This window comes from Nocardia transvalensis NBRC 15921 (assembly GCF_000308875.1).
GTDB lineage: Bacteria > Actinomycetota > Actinomycetes > Mycobacteriales > Mycobacteriaceae > Nocardia > Nocardia transvalensis.
Genome location: NZ_BAGL01000004.1, coordinates 127,750 through 146,432 on the forward strand (window position 1 = coordinate 127,750; position 18,683 = coordinate 146,432).

The 18,683-nt window shown below is 69.3% G+C and carries 19 protein-coding genes; 11 read left to right on the forward strand and 8 right to left on the reverse strand.

Translation table 11 applies throughout. The features are described from left to right. The first annotated feature begins 101 nt into the window (after window positions 1-101). Complete coding sequence (locus tag ON41_RS02965; RefSeq protein WP_051160904.1) at window positions 102-770, forward strand: class I SAM-dependent methyltransferase; 669 nt, start codon at window positions 102-104, stop codon at window positions 768-770. A 146-nt stretch (window positions 771-916) separates the two neighbouring features. Here ON41_RS02965 and ON41_RS02970 read toward each other — a convergent pair whose 3' ends face one another. From ON41_RS02970 to ON41_RS03000, 7 genes are all read right to left on the reverse strand, one after another. After that, window positions 917-1,984: a glucosidase family protein gene (locus ON41_RS02970; RefSeq protein ID WP_040744874.1), complete on the reverse strand. Its 1,068-nt coding sequence runs from the start codon at window positions 1,982-1,984 to the stop codon at window positions 917-919. After that, window positions 1,977-2,702, reverse strand: a complete 726-nt coding sequence (locus ON41_RS02975) for a class I SAM-dependent methyltransferase (protein ID WP_040744876.1) — start codon at window positions 2,700-2,702, stop codon at window positions 1,977-1,979. The genes ON41_RS02970 and ON41_RS02975 overlap by 8 nt, the downstream gene beginning before the upstream one ends. After that, the gene (locus ON41_RS02980) at window positions 2,696-4,015 is read right to left on the reverse strand and encodes a glycosyltransferase family 4 protein (RefSeq protein ID WP_040744878.1); all 1,320 of its coding nucleotides are present in this window, start codon (window positions 4,013-4,015) and stop codon (window positions 2,696-2,698) included. Before ON41_RS02980 ends, ON41_RS02975 begins: the two co-directional genes overlap by 7 nt. Window positions 4,016-4,065: 50 nt before the next feature. Further along, window positions 4,066-4,926 carry an LLM class F420-dependent oxidoreductase gene (locus tag ON41_RS02985; protein WP_040744880.1) on the reverse strand — a complete coding sequence of 287 codons (861 nt, stop codon included), beginning with the start codon at window positions 4,924-4,926 and terminating at the stop codon, window positions 4,066-4,068. 15 nt (window positions 4,927-4,941) lie between these two features. Then, the gene (locus ON41_RS02990; RefSeq protein ID WP_040744882.1) at window positions 4,942-6,441 is read right to left on the reverse strand and encodes an FAD-dependent oxidoreductase; all 1,500 of its coding nucleotides are present in this window, start codon (window positions 6,439-6,441) and stop codon (window positions 4,942-4,944) included. 74 nt (window positions 6,442-6,515) lie between these two features. After that, window positions 6,516-6,929 (reverse strand): carboxymuconolactone decarboxylase family protein, encoded by a 414-nt coding sequence (locus ON41_RS02995; protein ID WP_040744884.1) that lies wholly within the window; start codon window positions 6,927-6,929, stop codon window positions 6,516-6,518. Next, complete coding sequence (locus ON41_RS03000) at window positions 6,926-7,813, reverse strand: NAD(P)-dependent oxidoreductase (protein ID WP_040744886.1); 888 nt, start codon at window positions 7,811-7,813, stop codon at window positions 6,926-6,928. The genes ON41_RS02995 and ON41_RS03000 overlap by 4 nt, the downstream gene beginning before the upstream one ends. 462 nt (window positions 7,814-8,275) lie before the next feature. Between ON41_RS03000 and ON41_RS03005 the strand changes: the two genes are divergently transcribed. The 8 genes from ON41_RS03005 to ON41_RS03040 all read left to right on the forward strand — a co-directional run bounded on the left by ON41_RS03005 (window position 8,276) and on the right by ON41_RS03040 (window position 15,643). Continuing rightward, window positions 8,276-9,481 carry a cytochrome P450 gene (locus tag ON41_RS03005; protein ID WP_040745000.1) on the forward strand — a complete coding sequence of 402 codons (1,206 nt, stop codon included), beginning with the start codon at window positions 8,276-8,278 and terminating at the stop codon, window positions 9,479-9,481. 43 nt (window positions 9,482-9,524) lie between these two features. Further along, window positions 9,525-10,328: an SDR family oxidoreductase gene (locus ON41_RS03010; RefSeq protein WP_040744887.1), complete on the forward strand. Its 804-nt coding sequence runs from the start codon at window positions 9,525-9,527 to the stop codon at window positions 10,326-10,328. 3 nt (window positions 10,329-10,331) lie between these two features. Beyond that, window positions 10,332-10,529, forward strand: coding sequence for a ferredoxin (locus tag ON41_RS03015; RefSeq protein ID WP_040744888.1), 198 nt, complete (start codon window positions 10,332-10,334; stop codon window positions 10,527-10,529). Window positions 10,530-10,553: 24 nt separating this feature from the next. Continuing rightward, window positions 10,554-11,102 carry a hypothetical protein gene (locus ON41_RS03020; RefSeq protein WP_040744889.1) on the forward strand — a complete coding sequence of 183 codons (549 nt, stop codon included), beginning with the start codon at window positions 10,554-10,556 and terminating at the stop codon, window positions 11,100-11,102. A 5-nt stretch (window positions 11,103-11,107) separates the two neighbouring features. Beyond that, on the forward strand, window positions 11,108-12,343 hold the full coding sequence (locus ON41_RS03025) for a hypothetical protein (RefSeq protein ID WP_040745002.1): 1,236 nt from the start codon (window positions 11,108-11,110) through the stop codon (window positions 12,341-12,343). Between the two features lie 23 nt (window positions 12,344-12,366). Next, window positions 12,367-13,977: an acyl-CoA synthetase gene (locus tag ON41_RS03030; protein ID WP_040744890.1), complete on the forward strand. Its 1,611-nt coding sequence runs from the start codon at window positions 12,367-12,369 to the stop codon at window positions 13,975-13,977. 180 nt (window positions 13,978-14,157) lie between these two features. Then, window positions 14,158-14,841 (forward strand): acetoacetate decarboxylase family protein, encoded by a 684-nt coding sequence (locus ON41_RS03035; RefSeq protein WP_218003341.1) that lies wholly within the window; start codon window positions 14,158-14,160, stop codon window positions 14,839-14,841. 34 nt (window positions 14,842-14,875) lie between these two features. Then, a complete protein-coding gene (locus ON41_RS03040) occupies window positions 14,876-15,643 on the forward strand; it encodes an SDR family NAD(P)-dependent oxidoreductase (RefSeq protein ID WP_040744892.1) in 768 nt (255 codons plus the stop codon). A 12-nt stretch (window positions 15,644-15,655) separates the two neighbouring features. Here the strand turns inward: ON41_RS03040 and ON41_RS03045 are convergent, their stop codons facing one another. Further along, window positions 15,656-16,477 (reverse strand): crotonase/enoyl-CoA hydratase family protein, encoded by an 822-nt coding sequence (locus tag ON41_RS03045; protein ID WP_051160905.1) that lies wholly within the window; start codon window positions 16,475-16,477, stop codon window positions 15,656-15,658. 136 nt (window positions 16,478-16,613) lie between these two features. Between ON41_RS03045 and ON41_RS03050 the strand changes: the two genes are divergently transcribed. Together ON41_RS03050 and ON41_RS03055 are read left to right on the forward strand one after the other, a co-directional pair. After that, the gene (locus ON41_RS03050) at window positions 16,614-18,212 is read left to right on the forward strand and encodes a succinic semialdehyde dehydrogenase (protein ID WP_040744893.1); all 1,599 of its coding nucleotides are present in this window, start codon (window positions 16,614-16,616) and stop codon (window positions 18,210-18,212) included. Window positions 18,213-18,409: 197 nt separating this feature from the next. Then, entirely contained in the window at window positions 18,410-18,640 is a 231-nt protein-coding gene (locus tag ON41_RS03055; protein ID WP_040744894.1) for a hypothetical protein, read from the forward strand. Window positions 18,641-18,683 lie beyond the last annotated feature (43 nt).

Sequence of the window (18,683 nt, forward strand, 5' to 3'; positions counted from 1 at the left end):
TCGGACACGTGTCTGGATGCTACTATGGACACTCTGTGCGGGCAACTCGCACGGCCCGCGTGTCCGGTCGTGTCCCGCGCGCCGAGAGAAAGGTTCGCCCTATGACCCGTGCCGACGCGCCGATCTCCGCCTCGACCGGAGAGCTGTTCGACCTGGCCGAGCGGACCACCGGCTTCATGCCCCCGGAGGAGGGGCGGGCGGTGTACGAGGCGGCCCTGCGCTACGGCGGCGACGGCACGATCGTGGAGATCGGCACCTACTGCGGCAAGTCGTCGATCTATCTCGGCGCGGCCGCCCGCGAGACCGGCGCGACGGTGTACACCATCGACCACCACGGCGGATCCGAGGAGCACCAGCCCGGCTGGGAGTATCACGACAGCTCGCTGGTGGACCCGGAGACGGGCAAATTCGACACGGTCACGGAGTTCCGGAGGTCGATCGTGCGGGCGGGGCTCACCGACACCGTCGTCGGTGTGATCGGTTCCTCCGCCACCGTCGCCCGCATGTGGGCCACGCCCATCCGCCTCCTGTTCATCGACGGCGGCCACACCGAGGAGGCGGCCCAGCGCGACTACGCCAACTGGGCGCACTGGGTCGCGCCCGGCGGCGCCCTCCTCATCCACGACGTCTTCCCCGACCCCCGCGACGGCGGCCAGGCCCCGTACAACATCTACCGAAAAGCCTTGGACAGCGGGAAGTTCCGCGAGGTATCGGTGACCGGGTCGCTGCGCGTGCTGGAGCGCGCCACGGGCTGCGGCGGGCAGGCGTAGGACCGCACCGGCACGCCCCTCTTTTCCGGCACACCCCCTCTTTTCCGGCACGCTTTTGGCCGGAATCCACAGCCGCGGACATGGTTTCCGGCCAAAAGCGCGCCGGAAAAAGAGGGAGGGTGCGGGAGGGCGGATGTGCCAGGGGTTTATGGGCGTGACGCTACGCAGTCACAGGTGAAGCCGGTGGCGAGGTCGACCGGGCGCGCGAGATCTCGGAAGATGCCGTTGGCCGGGGTGGTGCGGGTCAAGGCATCCGCCGCGAGGATCATGGCGGCACCCGTCCAGGTGGTGCGTTCCTCGGGCCAGCGTTTGCCGTCGGCGAAAACCAGGCCGGTCCAATAGGATCCGTCGTCGTCGCGGAGATGCTGCATGGCTGCGAGGAGGCGTTCGGCGCGGTGATGGTCGCCCAGGGTGTCCAGAGCCAAGGCCAGTTCGCAGGTTTCCGCGCCGGTGACCCACGGGCGGTCCGCCACGCAGCGGATGCCGATCTCGCCGACGACGAAATCGTCCCAGCGGGAGGCGATCCGGTCGGCGGCGTCGGCGCCGCGGTACGCGCCGCACAGCACGGGGTAGTACCAGTCCATGGAGTAGCGGTCCTTCTCGGCGAAGGACTCGGGATGGTGCCGCAGGGCGTGGCCGAGGCGCAGCGCCGCGACCTCCCAGTCCGGTTGCGGATCGCCGAGCAGTTCGGCCAGCGCCAGCGCGCACCGCAGGCTGTGGAACATGCTCGCGCACCCGGTCAGCAGGGCCTCGGCCGCAACCCCGGAAGCGCTTCGCAGCCAATAGATCTCGCCGTTGCGGCCCTGCTGCATGGTGGCGACGTAATCGATCGCCGCCCGCACGGTCGGCCACATCGCGGCGGCGAACCCGCGGTCCCCGGTGCCGAGGTAGTAGTGCCAGACGCCGGTGGCGATATAGGCGCAGAAATTGGTGTCGGCATCGGGATTCTCGATCGCCCCGGCGCGGAACTGCGCGGGCCAGGAGCCGTCCGCCCGCTGCGTGGCGGCCGACCACTCGTAGGCGGCGCGCGCACGATCCGGCAGGCCCGCGACGGTGAGCGCCATCGCGCTCTCGATGTGGTCCCACGGGTCGGTGTGGCCGCCGGAGAACCACGGGATGGCGCCGTCGGACTCCTGTTCGGCGGCAATCGATTCCGCGGTCCGGCGGCACTGCGCGGCGGTCAGGACGCCCGGTACCGACGGTAGGTCAGGCACTGCGCACCGCCGGTTTGGTGAAGTACACCGCGACGCTCTTGCCGATGACCGGATCCAGCGCGGTCTCCGCGGCCCGGGTCAGCCACGGCCGCTTCATCATGTCCCACACCAACATCCGGTGGTAGGCGCCGACCACCTTGCTGTCGGTCTTGTTCACTCCCACCGCGCACTTCAGCCACCAGTACGGGGCGTGCAGGGCATGCGCGTGCGCGCTGTGGATGAATCGCAGACCCGTGCGCGCGATCTTGCCGCGCAGTTCGTCGGCGCGGTAGATGCGCACGTGGCCGCCCTCGTTGGCGTGGTACTCGTCCGACAGCAGCCAGCAGATGCGTTCGGGCAGCCAGCGCGGCACCGTGACCACCAGCGCGCCACCGGGTTTGAGGATCCGCACCAGCTCGGCGATCGCGCGGTCGTCCTCGGGGATGTGCTCGAGGATCTCCGAGGCGACGACGATGTCGAACTCCTCGTTGTCGTAGGGCAGGGCCAGCGCGTCGCCCTGAACGGCCTCAGCCTTCGCGTACGCGGGCGCCTCGCCGGCCTCGGCCATCGCGCCGAACATGACCTTCACATCGGCCAGATCGTCGGCGTTCTGATCGAAGGCGACGACATCCCCGCCGCGCCGGTACGCCTCGAACGAGTGCCGCCCCTGCCCGCAGCCCACATCGATGACGCGGGTGCCGGGTCCGATGCCCAGGCGGTCGAAGTCGACGGTCAGCATGCGGTGGCCTCCTCGGTGGGCGACTGCCCGGGATCGTTCCCCGGGCGGTGATCGGTGCTGGATTCGATACGGCGCACATCGTCCGGCCGCCGTCCGGAATGCCGGGCGATGGCCTGCTCGTACACCGAGACCGTCTGTGCGGCAACGGCTTCCCAGCTGTACACGGACAGGGCCCGCTGCCGGCCGGCGCGGCGCAGTTCGGCCCGCCGCCGCGGCGAGTCCAGGAGCCGTTCCAGGGTCGCGGTCAGCTCGTCGGCGTCGCCGGGCTCGACCAGTTCGGCGCAGTCGCCCACCACCTCGGGCAGCGCGCCGGCGCGGCTGGCGACCAGGGCGGCTCCGCTCGCCATGGCCTCCACGGCGGGCAGCGAGAAACCCTCGTACAGCGAGGGGATGCACGCGATCTCCGCCGAACTCAGCAGGAAGGCGAGATCGGTATCGGACAGCCCGTTGCTGACCGTGACGACATCGGAGATGCCGAGTTCGGCGATCAGCTTCTCGGTGGGCCCGTTGGGTTCCAGTTTGGCGACGAGCTGGAGATCGATCCGGTGCGACGTCCGCAGCCGCGCCACGGCCCGCAGCAGATGCGCGATGCCCTTGAGCGGTTTGTCGGCGCTGGCCACGGCCACGATGCGGCCGGGCACCCGCAGCCGCTCGCGCGGGCGGAACAGCGCGGTGTCGACGCCGAGCGGGACGACGCGCAACTGCTCCGCCGCCACGCCGAAATCGTCGGCGATATCGGCGGCCGAATTCGAGGACACCGTGATGAGATCCGGAATCCGCCGCGCCACCCGCTGCTGCATGTCGAGGAATCCGTACCAGCGCCGCACGAACGGCTTACGCCGCCAGATCGCCGCGGCCAGATCGAGTTCCCGGTCGCGGGTGATCGGATGGTGCACGGTCGCCACCAGCGGAAGGCGCCGGGCGATGTCGAGCAGTCCGGTGCCGAGGCACTGATTGTCGTGCACCACATCGAAATCGGCGGCACGTGAGCGCAGCAGCCGGGCCGCCCGCATGCTGAATGTGCGCGGCTCCGGGAAGCCGGCGGTCCACATGGTGGCCAGCTCCAGCAGATCGATCCGGTCGCGGATCTCGCTCGGCCGCGGCGTCCGGAACGGATCGGGTTCCCGGTACAGGTCCAGGCTGGGCACCTCGGTGAGGGCCACCCGGGGGTCGAGGTGCTCGGGATAGGGCTGCCCGGAGAACACCTCCACCCGGTGCCCGAGTTCGGCGAGGCCGTGGCTCAGGTACCGGACGTACACCCCCTGTCCCCCACAGTGGGTCTTGCTGCGGTAGGACAGCAGGGCGATACGCACGTTTGTCGCTCACTCTCCGGTGGTCGAAACAACAACGGGGAAAAGGGTTCTCAGGCGCTCAGGCCGAGCGGCGCCAGCTTCGCGGACAGCCGGTCGAGGTAGGCGAGCACATCGGCCTCCGGCTTGTCCGGCAGCCCGTACAGCACGTCGGTGACCCCGGCCCGCTCCCATTCGGCCAGGCGCTCGGCATCGGGCTTGAAGTCGAGGGCGACGACCCGCGGCCGGCCCTCGCGCCCGGCGTCCTGCCATACCTTCGACAGCAGCTGGAGGCGCTCCAGCAGCAGGTCGTTCTCGTAGGGCGTGGTGATCCAGCCGTCGGCGGACTTCGCGATCCACTGGAAGCCCTGTTCGGTGCCCGCGGTCCCGATGAGCACGGGGACCTGCTGCTGCACCGGCTTCGGCCACGCCCAGCTCGGGCCGAACTTCACGAACTCGCCGTCGTAGGCGGCCTCCTCCTGCGTCCACAGGGCCCGCATGGCCTCGAGGTATTCGCGCAGGACCGTGCGCCGCTTCTTCGGCGGCACCCCGTGATCGGTGAGTTCGTCGGTGTTCCAGCCGAATCCGGCGCCGAGGCTGACCCGCCCGCCGGACAGGTGGTCCAGCGTGGCGATGGTCTTCGCGAGGGTGATCACGTCGTGCTCGACGGGCAGCGCGACCGCGGTGGACAGCTCGATGCGCTCTGTGACCGCGGCCGCGGTGCCCAGCGCCACCCACGGGTCGAGGGTGCGGGTGTAGCGGTCGTCGGGCAGGCTGGCATCGCCGGTCACCGGGTGTGCCGCTTCGCGCTTCACCGGGATATGGGTGTGCTCGGGCACGAAGAAGGAGTGGAAGCCGCGCTCCTCCGCGGCCTTGGCGGCGGGCGCGGGCGCGATGCCGCGATCGCTGGTGAACAAGACGATGCCGAAACGCATGTGCTCGTGGTCCTTTCAGTTCGCCGCAGCGGAGGCGTGCGGTGTGTCGCCGGTGGCCGCGGCCCGGCCGGCGCGTCGTCCGTAGAAGCTGCCGTCGCCGAGCGAGGCGCCGCTGGCGTAGCCACCGGCGCAGATGCCGGAGGTGCAGCGGCCGGCCGCGTACAGTCCGGCGATCGGTTCGCCGGAGACGTGCAGTACGCGCGAGTCGAGGTCGGTGCGCAGGCCGCCGAGGGTGAATCCCGCGGTCATGCCGCGCAGGTCGTAGCCGGCCAGCGGGGCGCCGATCGGCCTCACCCACTCCGGCTTCTTGCCCAGCAGCGGGTCGACGCCGTCCTTGGCGTGGCGGTTGTAGACCTCGACCGTGGTCTGCAACGAGCCCGCGGGCAGGCCCATCTCGCCCTCGAGTTCCTCGACGGATTCCGCGACCCAGGTCGGGGGCTGCCGGAAGAACGGGGTGGACGTCTCGGTGGCGTCGGCCGCCTCGAGCGACTCCTCGTCGAGGATCAGATACGCCTGGTTGTCCTGTTGCAGCAGGGTCGCCTGCCCGATGCGGCCGGGGTAGGTGTCCTCGGCGATATAGCGCTGCCCGCGGCCGTTGACGAGGATGCCCCGGACCATGCGCTGCGGATCGCCGAAGAAGGCGACCTCGGTGGCGTCCATATGCGCCAGATCCGCGCCCAGGGCCTGGGAGATGCGGATGCCGATGCCGTCGTGCTCCTCGATGGCCGCGCCCGGTCGGCCGATCAGCCGCGGCGCGTAGCTCTCGATCATCTGCTGCTGGTAGGCGAAGCTGCCGGTGGCCAGCACGACCCCGCGGCGGGCCCGCACGGTCAGCTCCTTGCCGTAGCGCTTCGCGACGATGCCCACGACCCGATCTTCCTCGTCGACGACGAGGCGCTGGATGCGGAGGTCGTATTCGGCCCGTACGCCGAGCGATTCGGCGGTGTCGGTGAGCGGCTTCATCAGCATGAAGCCGCCGCCCTTCGCGCCGGTGCGCTTGTTCTCCATGCGCGGCACGTGACCGCGCGGCGCGGGCGGGACGAGGTCGAGGAAGGGCGCGGCGTTCTCGCCGCCGGAGTACATCAGGCCCTCGTCGTGCGGCGGCTCCCAGCCGGGCTCGCCCCAGAACTCCTCCTTGAACGGAACGCCCTGCGCCACCAGCCAATCGAAGTGCTCGAGGCTGCCCTGGCAGTAGTCGTGGATCTTGGCCTTGTCGACGCCCGGCCCGAGCGCGGCCACCATGAACTTCTCCATATTCTCCGGAGTGTCCTCGAAGCCGAGCGCCTTCTGTAGCGGGGTGCCGCCGCCGAGATAGATGAATCCGCCCGCCTGCGAGGCCGCGCCGCCCCAGCCGCCGGCGCGTTCCAGCACGAGCACGTCGGCGCCCGCGCGGGCGGCCTCGATGGCGGCGGACGCGCCCGCGACGCCGTATCCGGCGATCACGACATCGGCCTCCAGATCCCATGCGGTGATCGTCGCGGCGTGCGCCGGGCGCACGGTGGGGGTCTCGGTCATCGTCTGCTGTTCCTCACTTGCCGGTCTGTTTCCATGGCCACCTCATCGTTGCCCTGCGCGCCTGCGGCACGCAGCTACTCGTCCGCTGGCCGGGACTTCTTTCGTTCGGCCTTCTCCTGTTGCCCGATCACCTTGCCCGCCACGCTGTCGAGCGTGGTGCCCGCGGGCCAGCCGACGTAATGGCACAGGAACAGCGCGATCTCGCGCAGCTGGTCGGCGGTCAGCTCCTCGTTGCGCAGGGCCGAACCGAGCTGGATCTCCGCGACGTCGAACAGGCCCTGGGCGGTGAGCGCGCCGATCAGCAGCAGCCGCCGGTCGCGCACCGACAGTCCGGGGCGGGACCAGATATCGGCGAACAGGTGATCGGCGGTCACGGCGAAGTGCTCGCCGGGACCGTCGGAGAATTCCCAGCCGTACACCTCGGACATCTTCTCCAGGCCGCGCTTGCGGCGCTCCTGGGCCGATTCGTCAGTCGGGTCGGTGCTCATCCGTGCTCCTTCGCGATATCACCGGCGCCGACCCCGAGTCCGGGGCCGAGTCCGTGGAGGGCCAGTCCGGCCAGCGGCAGGTCGACGCCGAGCCGGGAACCCAGATCGAGTGCCAGGGCGAGATCCTTCTCGCCGAGTCCGCGCACATGGCCGAGGATCGAGTGCCAGAAGTCGTCCGTGGCCACCGGCGCCGTGGTGTCCCGGAGCATGATCGCGCCGGCGCCGCCGGTGACGGCATCGGAATGGCGCACGACCTTGCCGAGTGCGATGATGTCGAGCCCCGCGGCCTCGGCCAGCCGCTGCGCCTCCGAGGCCGCGGTGAACGCGACGAAGTGCAACAGGTTGCGGGCCAGCTTCATCTGTGTGCCCGCGCCCACGGGACCGGCGTGCACCACGAGATCGGAAAAGCAGCCGAAGGGTTCGCGCACCCGCTGGTAGGCGGCCTCGCTGCCGCCGACCATGACCGCCAGCCTGCCCTGCTGGGCCCCGGCCGCTCCGCCGCTGATCGGTGCGTCCACGAATTCCACGTCGTGGCGGGCGCATTCGGCGGCCAGCTCGGTCGCGGTCCGGTCGCTGATGGTGGAGTGCACGGCGACGACGGCGCCGGGCCTGGCCTTGGTGAGGATGCCGTCGGGCCCGGTCACCACGGCCCGCACCTGCTCGTCGTTCACGACCACCACGGAGACCACGTCCGCCTGGGCCGCCGTCTCCGCCGCGGTCGAGGCGGCGACGGCGCCCTGCTCGGTGTACTTCTCGGTGGCTTCGGGCCGCACGTCGCAGACCACCAGCCCGCCGGGCCAGGCCAGCAGGCGTTCGGCCATCGGCGCGCCCATATTGCCGAGGCCGACGAAGCCGACGCGGAAGTCGTTGTCGCTTCCAGACATGGTGAAAACTCCTCTGTGGCAGCGTTGTCCGGTTGTCGGGCGGTCGTGATGAGCTATCGGCGGAGTCGGCCCAGTTTGCCGTCGATCGACAGCGGTGAGCTGTCGGCGGTGACGAGCTTGCCCATCAGGTTGCTCCCATGCTGTCTGGACACGTGTACGGGACTATATGGTGATCGGCGGGCACGTCGCAAGAACCTGTTTCAGTTTAGGGCGTCCCCACCGTTGTTTTCCGGCACGCTTTTGGCCGGAATCTCCCGGTGGTTCCCGGCCGAAAGCATGCCGGGAAAGTGGTGGGAGGTGTGCCGGGGAAGTGGTGGAGCGTGTGCCGGGAAAGTGGTGGGGGCATTGTCGCCGTGCGTCTCCGATGGTAGCGTCCAGACACATGTCCAGCTATGTGTCTTCCGTGGCGGCCGGGTCTCGCCGCGAGCGGCTGAACTCGTTCTCGAATATGGGATGGTGGCGATGACCGCGGCGTACTTGGAACCGCTCACGTTCGATCCGTACGACTACGGCTTCCACGACGATCCGTATCCGGTCTATCGACGCCTGCGCGCCGAGGCGCCGCTGTATCACAACGCGGAACTCGGGTTCTGGGCGTTGTCGCGGCACGTCGACGTGGTGGCGGGTTTCCGCGACAACGTGCGGCTGTCGAGCGCCAACGGGGTCTCGCTGGATCCGGCGGCCTGGGGTCCGCACGCGCACAAGACCATGTCGTTCCTGGCGATGGACGATCCGCGGCACGTGCGGATGCGGCAACTGGTGTTCAAGGGTTTCACGCCGCGCCGGGTCACCCAGATGGGCGACCGCATCCACGAGCTGACGCTGCAGCACCTGGAGCCCGCGCTGGAGCAGGGGCGCTTCGACTGGATCGACGACTTCGCCGGCAAGCTGCCGATGGACGTCATCTCCGAGCTGATGGGCGTTCCGGACCCGGACCGCGCCGAGATCCGGCGGCTCGCCGATCTGGTGATGCACCGCGAGGACGGGGTGCTCGACGTCCCGGTCCCGGCGATGGAGGCCTCGCTGGAACTGGTCGGGTACTACGCCGACATGCTCGCCCAGCGGCGCAAGGCTCGCACCGACGATCTGACCTCCGCACTGCTGGACGCCGAGATCGACGGCGACAAGCTCAGCGACGAGGAGATCATCGGCTTCATGTTCCTCATGGTGGTGGCCGGCAACGAGACCACCACCAAGTTACTGGGCAACGCATTGTATTGGGCCGGAAGGGATCCCGCGCAGTTCGCCAAGGTCGTGGGCAACGACGACCTGGTCGCCGACTGGGTGGAGGAGACGCTGCGCTACGACACCTCGAGCCAGATCCTGGCCCGGACCGCGCTGGCGGATCTCGACATCCAGGGCGGCACCATCCCCGCGGGCGACAAGGTGCTGCTGCTGGTCGGCTCGGCGAACCGCGACGAGGACGTCTTCGACGACCCCGACGTCTACGACATCGAGCGCGCCGACAAGAGCGGGCTGGTCAGCTTCGGGCGCGGCGTGCACTTCTGCCTCGGTGCGCATCTGGCCCGCCTCGAGGCGGCGATCGCCCTGCGCGAGTTCGCATCCCGCGTGCGTGCCTACGGCATCGACGAGCCGGGCATCGTGCGCGTGCACTCCACCAATGTCCGCGGTTTCGCGAAACTCCCGGTGACCGTGGAGGTTCGATGACCGCGCAGTCCCATAAATCGGTGTCCCGAAAGGCCGAGAGCTGATGCCACGATTCGAACCTCACCCCGAACGCCGCCCCGTGCTGATCGCCGGCGCCTCGTCGGGCATCGGCGCCGCGTCCGCGGCGGCCCTGGCCGAACTGGGCCATCCGATCGCCCTCGGGGCGCGGCGTGTGGACGTCTGTGAAACGTTGGCGGAGAAGATCCGCGCCGACGGCGGCGAGGCCGTCGCGCTGCGGCTCGACGTCGCCGACGCCGCCTCGGTCGATGCGTTCGTCACCGATGCGGAGAAGGCGCTCGGCCCGGCCGAGATCGTCGTCTCCGGCGCGGGTGACCTGGAATTCGGGCACGCCTGGGAGATGGATCCCGAGACCTTCCTGCACCAGGTGCAGGTGCATCTGGTCGGCGCGCAGCGGCTGGCGCACCGGGTGATTCCGGGCATGATCGAGCGTCGGCGCGGCGATTTCATCTTCATCGGCTCCGACTGCGCCGACAGCCCGCGCCCGGCCGTCGGGGCGTACAACGCGGCCAAGACAGGACTCGAGGCCATGGCCCGGCAGCTGCGCATGGAGCTGGAGGGCACGGGGGTGCGCTCGTCCATCGTGCGGCCCGGCGCGACCCAGACCGGCATGGGGATGACCGCGGCGCCCGAGGTGGTCGGCCCGATGCTCGAGGAGTGGGTGCACTGGGGCATCGCCCGCCACCCGTACTTCCTGCGCGCCTCCGATATCGCCGCCGCGGTGGTCGCGGTCGCCGGCACCCCGCGCGGCGCGCACCTGGTGCTGGTGGAGGTGCAGCCCGAAGCGCCACTGCGGAAACAGGATTCCGGTACCGGCGAAGGGAGCTGACCGATGCGCATCCAGGTGGATCTGGACCTGTGCCAGGGGCACGCCGTCTGCCAGGACGAGGCGCCCGACATCTTCGACGTGCCCAAGCACGGCAAGGTCGAACTTCAGCGCACCGATCCGGGCGCCGATGCCGAGGCCGTGCGCAACGCCGTCCGCTACTGCCCGACCCAAGCCCTGTCGATCGTCGACGACGATCAATGACCTTGACACCGAAGGAAATTCGACATGCCCGGTTTTTCCCGTGACGAGCTCGACGAAATGGTCCGCCGCTGGGTGGACGAGAACAAACGCTGCGAGGAACTCGGCGATTGGCGCCCCCTGGCGGAGATGTACACCACCGACGCCACCTATGGCTGGAACTACGGCCCGACCCAGGAGTTCATGGCCGTCGGCCGCGACGAGATCCGCGATCTGGCGCTCGGCCAGGAGATGGACGGGCTGGAGGGCTGGACCTACCCCTACCAGGACTTCGTCGTGGACGAGCGCAGCGGCAACGTCATCGGCCTGTGGAAGCAGATCAACGAGAAGACCCGCGCCGACGGCCGTCACTACAGCCCGGAGGGCATCGGCGGCAGCTGGTTCCGCTACGGCGGTGATTTCCAGTGGTCGTGGCAGCGCGACTTCTTCGACTTCGGCAATGTCTCCGCGCTGTTCGTCGACATGATGAAGGACAACGCGCTGTCGTCCGGGATGCAGAAGCGCATCGAGAGGTCGATTTCGGGGCCGCTGCCGGGGTGGTACACCATCGGCGAGTCCCCGGTTCCCCTGTGGTGACCGGGATGTCGTCCCGCTTCGCCGAGCTGTCGCGCGAACAACTCGCCGTCCTGGTGCCGGAACTGCTGCTGTGCGGGCATCTCATCGATCGCTCGGGAATGGCGCATTCGATCGCGGCGTTCGGGCGCGACGGGATGGCCGAGGTGGCCATCGAGGAATGGCAGCTGGCCAGCCCGATCTACACCCGGCGGATGCGCGCCGCATTGCGGATCCCGGGTGACGGCGTCGAGGCCATCTTCAAGGGCCTGCAACTCGATATCGGTGCGCCGCCGCAATTCATGGACTTCCGGTTCCGGGTCGACGACTACAACAACGGGGAGTTCTGGCTCGACCACTGCGGGGCGCTCGCGGATGTGGAGCCGATGGGGGAGGACTTCGTGGTGGCCATGTGCCACACCATCGAGGACCCCACCTTCGACGCCACCGCCCTGGCCACCAATCCGCTCGCCCAGGTGCGGCCGATCCACCGCCCGCCGCGGCGGCCCGCCGATCGAGTTCCGGTGTGCGCGTGGACGGTCAAGATCGACCCCGCGCACGAGCCGCCCCCCGTTCCGGCGAATTTCCCACTCGTCGAGCGGTCGGCGGCCGCACAGCTGGAACTGGCGCCGATCGATCCGTCCGGTCCCGGATGGTCGGACTACGCGGGGCCGCTGCTGAGCGATGTGCCCTTCGCCGAATTCTCGAAATCGGCGCTGGTCCGGATGGCGGACGAGGTCTGCCTGCAACAGCATCTGCTGACCCTCGGATTCCTCGTCGCGGTGCGGGACCGCGCCGACGAGGATACGGCGCTGGGTATCGCCCGCAAGCAGTTCACGGGCATCGCGGGGCTCACCTCCGAGCGCCTCCGCACGGCGCTGGGCCTCGGCGGCGATTTCGAGGCGCTCGCGCAGGTGCTGCGGTTGCATCCGGCCTGGAATCCGTTGCCCTACAGCGCCGCCGACATCACCGCCTACCACGACAGCGTCGTACTGCGGCTGACCCGCGACTGCCCCGCGGTGGCCGACGGCGCCTGGCCCGCGCTGCTGGACGCCGAGCATCCGCAACCGCTGGAGGCGATGGTGCGCGGCGTCGACCCGCACTTCACCACCCGGGTGCACGAGGACGGCGGCGACCTGGTCGTCGAGATCGGTTCGGCCGTAACGCCGTTCAAGGAGATCCCCGAGGTCGCCATCACCCGCTTCAGCACCGGTGCCGGCTTCACCTTCGGCGAACGTCGCGCGCTGCCGCTCACCGTCGTGTAATCCCCAGCCAGAGAGCAGAATTCATGTCGAACAATTTCGCCGACCTGTTCGAGCACGCGGTCGACGCCATGCCCGACCGCCTGGCGCTGATCGAGGGCGACCGGCGCCGGACCTTCCGGGACCTGGAGTCGCGCGCCAACCAGCTGGCCCACCACCTGGCGTCGGCCGGTATCGGCGTGGGCACCCACGTCGGATTCCAGATGCACAACAGCGTCGAGACGATGGAGACGCTCATCGCGTGCTTCAAGCTGCGCGCGGTGCCGATCAATATCAACTACCGCTACGGCGCGGAGGAACTGCGCTACGTCTACGACAACGCGGACCTCGCCGCGCTGGTGCACCATCGCTGCTACGCGCCGGTGGTGGACCAGGTGCGCAAGCAGACGCCGCTGCTCGAGTACACCCTCGTCGTCGACGACGATCAGGGCGGCGAGGGGCTGCCGAGCGAATCGGTGCCGTACGAGACGGCGTTCGAGAACTCGTCCGCCGACAGGGATTTCGAGCCGCGCAGCGCCGACGACCTGTTCATGATGTACACCGGCGGCACCACCGGGCTGCCCAAGGGCGTCATGTGGCGGCAGGAGGACATGTGGCGGGTGCTCGGCGGCGGCATCGACTTCTACAGCGGTGAGCCGGTCGCCGACGAGTTCCAGCAGTCGCGCACCGGCGCGCAGGGCGATCCGAGCCGGTGGCTGGTGCTGCCGCCGCTGATCCACGCCGCCGCGATGATGCCGACGTTCAACGCGCTCTGGTCGGGTAACGCCGTGATCTTCGAGCCGCGCTTCGATCCGGCCCGGATCTGGCAGGTCCTGTCGGAGCAGCAGGCGCATGTCGTGGTCATCACCGGCGACGCCATGGCCCGGCCGCTGGTCGACGCCTACCGCGCGGCGCCGGTCGACACCTCGTCGATGCTGGCGATCGGGTCGGGCGCCGCGCTGCTGTCGCAGCCGGTGAAGAACGATCTGATCGAGCTGTTCCCGCAGACCGTCATCACCGACTCCATCGGCTCGTCCGAAACCGGTTTCGGCGGAATCGGTTTCGCGCAGAAGGACGACGATCCGGCTCGTGGCCCGCGGGTGCAGGTCGGGCGCGGGGCGCTGGTGGTGGACGACGAGGGCCGCGCGCTCGGCCCCGGCGAGGAGGGCTGGGTCGCCAAGGCGGGCAACGTGCCCATCGGGTACTACAAGGACGAGGCCAAGTCCGCCAAGCTGTTCCGCAGTGTCGACGGCGTGCGCACCGTCGTCACCGACGACCGGGCCCGGGTCGAGGCCGACGGCTCGATCACCCTGCTCGGCCGCGGCAACATGGTGATCAACACCGGCGGCGAGAAGGTCTTCACCGAGGAGGTGGAGGCGGTGGTCAAATCCCACCCCGCGGTCTACGACGCGGTGGTCATCGGGGTGCCGCACGAGCGCTGGGGCAACCAGGTCGCGGCCGTCGTCTCCGCGCACGGCGGCGGCACGGTCGATTTCGACGCCCTCGAGTCCCACGTCCGCGCTCATCTCGCGGGCTACAAACTGCCCCGCAAGATCTGGGTCGTCGACGTCGTCGGCCGCACCCCGAGCGGTAAGCCCGACTACCGCTGGGCCAAGGACCACGCGGCGGGCCGGGAGCCGGACCATCAATCGGGCTGACGGATCCCGCTCACCGGGATCGTTCGGTCGAATCCCCTGACGGGAACACACCTTTCCGCCACACTAGAACAAGTTCTAATACCGCAGCGGCACCCTTCCAGGGCACCATCGTTTTCCGGCACGCTTTTGGCCGGAATCCACAGACGAGACGCCGTTGCGGACCAACCGAAAGGTGTGGCGGTGTACTCCATCCTCGGCGAGCAGATCGAGGTCCCGGTGATGGTCCGGCAGGCCGAAGCCTGCTCGAGCCTGTTCCCTGTCGACGCGGCCGCGGCGCGCGACCTGCTGACCGGCACCGGGCTGGAACCGGTGCGGGTCGCGGGTCGCGCGCTGTGCGCGCTGGCCTTCATGCGGCACATCGATACCGACCTCGGCCCGTATCACGAATTCGCCTTCGGCCTGATCGCGCGACTGCCGGGCCGCCGGGACAGCACCGGCGTGTACATCCGCTGGCTGCCGGTGAATCAGACCTTCACCTGCGCCGTCGGGCGTGAACTCTGGGGATTCCCCAAGGAGATCGCCGATATCCGGATCACCCGGCACGGCCGGGGCAAGCGGTGCGAGGTCTGGCTCGACGACCGGCTGGTGGTGGCGCTGGACGCCCACGCGGGGATACCCGCGCCCGCGAAACTGGGCGGCGCCTCGATGCAGACCTACACCCACCGCGACGGCGTACTGCGTGGCACGCCGTGGGTGATGAATCCGGGACGGGTGCGCATGCGGCCGGGCGGCGCCCGGATCCGCCTCGGCGACCATCCGGTCGCGGACGAACTGCGCGCCCTCGGACTGCCCGGGCCCGCGCTGTTCACCAGCCATATCGGCACGCTGGGCATGGCTTTCGAGGAAGCCACCGAGATCCGTTGAGCCCCGCCGGATCTCCGGCGGCACAGGAGGCACGATGAACAAGACAGCTCTGGTGACCGGCGCCGCCAGCGGGATGGGCCGCATGGTCGCCCAACGCCTCGCCGCGGCCGGGCACCGGGTCGCCGCGGTCGACATCGATGAGACCGGGCTGGCCGACACCGCCCGCCGCTCACCGAATACGACCACCTACGCCTGCGACGTCTCCGATCCGGAGGCGGTGGCGAAGACGATCGACCAGGTGCGCGCCGACCTCGGCCCGATCGATCAGCTGGTGCACGCCGCCGCGCTGTGCCGCGTGGGTTCGACACTGGGCCAGGATGTTTCGGAGATGCGCCGGGTGATGGACATCAACTATCTCGGCACCGTGCACCTCTGCCAGGCCGTGATCCCCGCCATGCGCGAGGCGGGCGCCGGGACTGTCGTGCTGTTCGCGTCGGTGGCGGGCTGGCTGCCGTCGCCGGGCCTCGCGGCGTACTCGGCCTCGAAGTTCGCGGTGGTCTGCTACGCCGAGGCGCTGTCGCTGGAACTCGCGGGAACGGGGGTGCGGCTGATCGCGATCTGCCCGCCGCACGTGGAAACCCCGTTCCTGGACGGGATCCGGGCGGTCGACCCGGCGATCCTGGCGGGCAGCCGGGGCATCGCGCCCGAGAAGGTCGTGGACGCCATGGAGAAGGCCGTGGCCGACCCCAAGGCGCCGCTGTTCGTCTTCCCGGGACCCGCGCGCCCGCTCTGGCTGGCCCGCCGCTTCGCGCCGAATCTGCTGCGCAAGCAGATCGCCCGGATGGTGAAACCGGCCGTTTAGCCCGTGGCGGGGTCAGCGGCCCTTGAACTCGGGCTTGCGCTTCTGCGCGAAGGCCCGCGGCCCCTCCTTGGCGTCCTCGCTGCGGAAGACCGCCAGCCCGAGTTTGGCGTCGATCTTGAACGCCTCCTCCTCGTGCAGGCCCTCGGTGTCGCGGATGGTCTTGAGGATGGCCTGCACGGCCACCGGCCCGTTGGCGTTGATCAGCTCGGCGAGTTCCAGGGCCTTGCCCAGCGCGGTGCCGTCGGGGACGACGTGGCCGATCAGGCCGATGTCCTTGGCCTCCGACGCAGTGATGTGCCGGCCGGTCAGCAGGATCTCGGCAGCGATGGTGTACGGGATCTGCCGGGGCAGCCGGACCGCCGAACCACCCATCGGGAACAGGCTCCAGCGCGCCTCGGAGACGCCGAACTTGGCGCTCTCGCCCGCCACGCGGATATCCGTGCCCTGCAGGATCTCGGTGCCGCCCGCGATGGCGGCGCCCTCGACCGCGGCGATCAGCGGTTTGGTCAGGCGGCGGCCCTTGAGCAGGCCGGGCAGGTAACTGGGATCGAAGGCGCCGCCCTCGCCCATGGCCTGGCCCGGATTCTGCTTGGACATCGCCTTGAGATCGGCGCCGGCGCAGAACGCCCCGCCCGCGCCGGTGAGGACGCAGCTGCGGATCTCCGGATCGTTGTCGACGGTGTCCCACGCCTGCACCATCAGGTCCAGCATCTCGCCCGACAGCGCGTTGCGGACCGCCGGGCGGTTCATGGTGACGAGAAGCGTGTGGCCCCGGCGCTCGATCAGTGCGTGTGGTTCAGTATTGCTACCGGTTTCAGTGGCTGCCGTCGTCATCGCCGACCCTCATTCCTGCTGGCATCAGTTGCTCGTTGGGGACGAAGTTACCCCGCAACGTTGTCCGGAACAATAACGTGTTCTAGTTTGGAGCCTGGTGACCGCCGTCACGGGGCGGCAAGTTAGGGAGATCCTGATGGAGACAACCACGCACAGCGGGGCGACCACGTTGCCGCCGCGGATCACGAAAGCGCTCGTGGACCGGCTGACCGCGGGGGTGACCGCCGGCACCGCCGGGGAGAAGCGCGCGCCCCACGAGATGATCGAGGTCTATACGGGCGCCGTCGTGGGCGAGCTGCCGCAGTCCTCGCCGGAGGATGTGGCCGCCGCGGCCGCCACCGCCCGGGCCGCCCAGCGGGAGTGGGCGAGCTGGCCGGTGGACAAGCGGCTCGCGGTGTTCGAGCGGGCGCACGAGCTGATCCTGACCGAGATCGAGACCATCGCCGACCTGATCCAGATCGGCTGCGGCAAGACCCGCCGCATGGCGATCGAGGAGTCGTGCGATCCGCCCATGGTGATCAGCCACTACCTCAAGACCGCCGAGCGGGTGCTGAAGCCGACCAAGCGCGGCGGGTACATGCCGGTCATCACCACCTCGACCGAGCAGCACCGGCCCAAGGGTGTCGTGGCGGTCATCGCGCCGTGGAACTTCCCGTTCGCCATCTCGATGTCGGATTCGATTCCGGCGCTGATCGCGGGCAACGGCGTGGTGCTCAAGCCGGACAACAAGACCGCGCTGTGCACGCTGTTCGGCGTCGAACTGCTGCGCAAGGCCGGGCTGCCCGCCGGGCTGGTGCAGGTCGTGTGCGGCACCGGGCCGGATGTGGGTCCCACGCTCATCGAGAACTCCGACTACGTCATGTTCACGGGCTCGACCGCCACCGGCCGCACCATCGGCGAACTGGCCGGGCGCAACCTGATCAGCTGCAGCCTGGAGCTGGGCGGTAAGAATCCGATGATCGTCCTCGACGACGCCGATCTCGACGAGGTGATCCCCAGCACCGTCTTCTCCGTGTACGGCAACTCCGGCCAGGCGTGTATGCACATCGAGCGCATCTACGTGCACGACCGTCTCTACGACGAATTCGTCCGCCGCTTCGTCGCCGCCGCCGAGGAGTTGGGCGCGACCGCGGGCGCCAGCTACGACTACACGCCGGAATTCGGTTCGCTGGTCTCGGTCGATCACATGGAGCGCGTCGCCGCGCACGTGGAGGATGCCAGGGCCAAGGGCGCGACGGTGCTCACCGGCGGTAAGGCGCGCCCCGATCTGGGCCCGGCCTTCTACGAGCCCACCGTGCTCACCGGCGTCACCTCGGAGATGACGCACGCGACCGCGGAGACCTTCGGCCCCGTCGTCACGGTGTACAAGTTCAGCGACGAGCAGCAGGCGATCAGCCAGGCCAACGCCACCACCTACGGTCTCAACGCGAGCGTGTGGAGCCGGAACCTGGACCGCGCCAAGCGGATCGCCGATCGGCTCGAGGCCGGCAATATCAATATCAACGACGGGTTCGTCGCCACCTACTCGGCGAAGGCCACTCCCTCCGGCGGCGTCAAGCAGTCCGGCGTCGGCACCCGGCACGGCGACAACGGCCTGCTCAAGTACACCGACACCATCAATGTCGGCGTGCAGAAGAAGCAGGTGCTCGCCGCCCGCGCGAATATGCCGTACGCGAAGCAGTTGCAGAGCACCCTGCTCACGCTGCGCCTGATGCGTCGCCTGCGCATTCGCTGAGCGACCACGGCCCCGTCCCGTACAGCGGTTCACCGACGACAAGGGCTCCCGGCTCGACGGCCGGGAGCCGTTGTCTGCGGGGAAGAAATATCGGCTACCTACGTATGCCAGGGCGAGGGTTACCGATGTTCCGCGCACGTGATCGCGTCAGTCTGGTTCGGTCAGCGTCAGCGAACACCGGAAGTCGGCATCGGAACATGGGCATCGGTCATCAGCAGGAGAGCGGCGGTAGTACGCACGAGGCCGCGAGCATGTGCCATATCCGAGTGCGTTTCCTCACGCCGCCCGTCGAACTGGACTACCGGGACGACCGCACGATCGCCCGCCGGTTCGCCGCCGCCGTCGCGAGTTTCGGGGCGGTGGTCACGATCGATTCCGACAACCGCGCGGACCTGCCCCCACTGCCCTGTCACAGCCTGTGGACATGAGGGTCCGGGGCGCATGACGCACGGCGGGAATGAGTACCGCGGG